The sequence below is a fragment of the Streptosporangium sp. NPDC048047 genome (assembly GCF_040653115.1).
Classification (GTDB): Bacteria; Actinomycetota; Actinomycetes; order Streptosporangiales; family Streptosporangiaceae; genus Streptosporangium.
Map to the genome: position 1 here is coordinate 1 of NZ_JBEZNH010000135.1, position 1794 is coordinate 1794.

The following is a 1794-nucleotide window of genomic DNA, read 5'->3' on the forward strand; positions in this document are numbered from 1 at the left end:
CCGGCCTGACCCCGAGCACCGCCTACACCGTCCACGTCGTCGCCCGCGACGCCGCCGGGAACGTCTCCGACGCCTCCGACACCGCCTCGTTCACCACCCTGGCCGGGCAGGCGAGCGGCTGCACGCCCTCCTACAAGCTGGTCAACTCCTGGCAGGGCGGCTTCCAGGCCGACATCACCCTCAAGTGCACGAGCGCCGTCACCTCCTGGAAGACCAGCCTGACCTACCCCTCCGGGGTCGGCGTCACCCAGGTCTGGAACGCCACGATGACCGCCGCCGGGTCCACCTACGCCTTCGCCAACGTCGGCTACAACGGCTCGGTCCCCGCCGGCGGGTCGGTCACCTTCGGCTACATCGGCTCCTGGAACGGCACCGGCACCCCGCCCGCGCCCACCTTCCCCTGAAGGCTCTCAAGCCCTTGAAGGCCTTGAAGGTCCCTCAAGGCCCCTGACGGCCCCCGGCGGTTCCTGACCACCGCCGACGGGCTCCCTCCGGTGAGGGGGTACGGCCCCGGCCGTACCCCCTCACCTCACGCCGATTTTGAAAGTTTCGGCGGCGCGCCACAAGTTTCCGATCCGCGGGTCCCGGTCCCGCCGGGCCCCTCTCCCCCCAGGAAGGAACACCCATGTCACGAACGCGCAGGGCGATCACAGCCGGAGCGATCGCCCTCCTGCCGATCGCCCCGGCCCTCGTCGCGGCCGTCGTCACGGCGTCCCCCGCCCACGCCTCACAGCCGCTGCGCGCGCACGCCGAGGCGCGCGGCAGGTTCATCGGCACGGCGGTGGCCACCAGCCAGCTGGCGAACGAGTCGTCCTACCGGACCATCGCGGCCACCGAGTTCAACCAGATCACGGCCGAGAACGCCATGAAGTGGGAGTCCACCGAGCCGGACCCGAACCAGTTCACCTTCTCCGGCGCGGACGCCGTCGTCGCCTTCGCCGAGCAGAACGGCCAGCAGGTGCACGGGCACACCCTGGTCTGGCACAGCCAGACACCGAACTGGGTGGAGAACCTCGACGCCACCGGCATGCGCTCGGCGATGAACAACCACATCGCCAAGGTCGTCGGACGCTACGCCGACAACCCCGTCGTCAAGTCCTGGGACGTCGTGAACGAGGCGTTCAACGAGGACGGGACGATGCGCGACTCGTTCTGGTACCGGAAGCTCGGCAGCGGCTACATCGCCGACGCCTTCCGCGCCGCCCGCGCCGCCGACCCCGACGCCAAGCTGTGCATCAACGACTACAACGTCGAAGGCGTCAACTCCAAGAGCACCGGAATGTACAACCTGGTCAAGACACTGCGCGGGCAGGGCGTCCCGATCGACTGCGTCGGCTTCCAGGGCCACCTCTCCCTGCAGTACGGCTTCCCCGGCCAGGTCAAGGAGAACGTCCAGCGCTTCGCCGACCTCGGGGTCGACGTCCGGTTCACCGAGATCGACATCCGGATGAAGACCCCCCGCGACTCGTCCAAGGACGCCCAGCAGGCCACCTACTACCGCAACATCATGGACGCCTGCCTCGCGGTGAGCCGGTGCGTGGGGGTCACGATCTGGGGCTTCACCGACAAGTACTCCTGGGTGCCCGACACCTTCCCGGGGGAGGGCGCGGCCCTGCCGTACGACGAGAACTACGGCAGGAAGCCCGCCTACACCGCGATCCACGACGCGCTGGCCGCCGGCGGTCCCGACCCCTCCGACACCACACCGCCGACCGCGCCGGGCAAGCCGTCCGTGTCGTCCGTCACCTCCTCCGGGGCGGCGCTGACCTGGACCGCCGCGACCGACAACGTCGG

2 protein-coding genes are annotated in these 1794 nt (G+C 69.8%); both read left to right on the forward strand.

All coding sequences use genetic code 11. The features are described 5' to 3' along the window. The coding region (locus AB0D67_RS39075) for a cellulose binding domain-containing protein (RefSeq protein WP_362947490.1) at positions 1 to 404 on the forward strand (404 nt) is incomplete at its 5' end. 221 nt (positions 405 to 625) lie between these two features. Continuing rightward, positions 626 to 1794, forward strand: a 1169-nt coding sequence (locus tag AB0D67_RS39080) for an endo-1,4-beta-xylanase (protein ID WP_362947493.1), incomplete at its 3' end; no start/stop codon positions are given.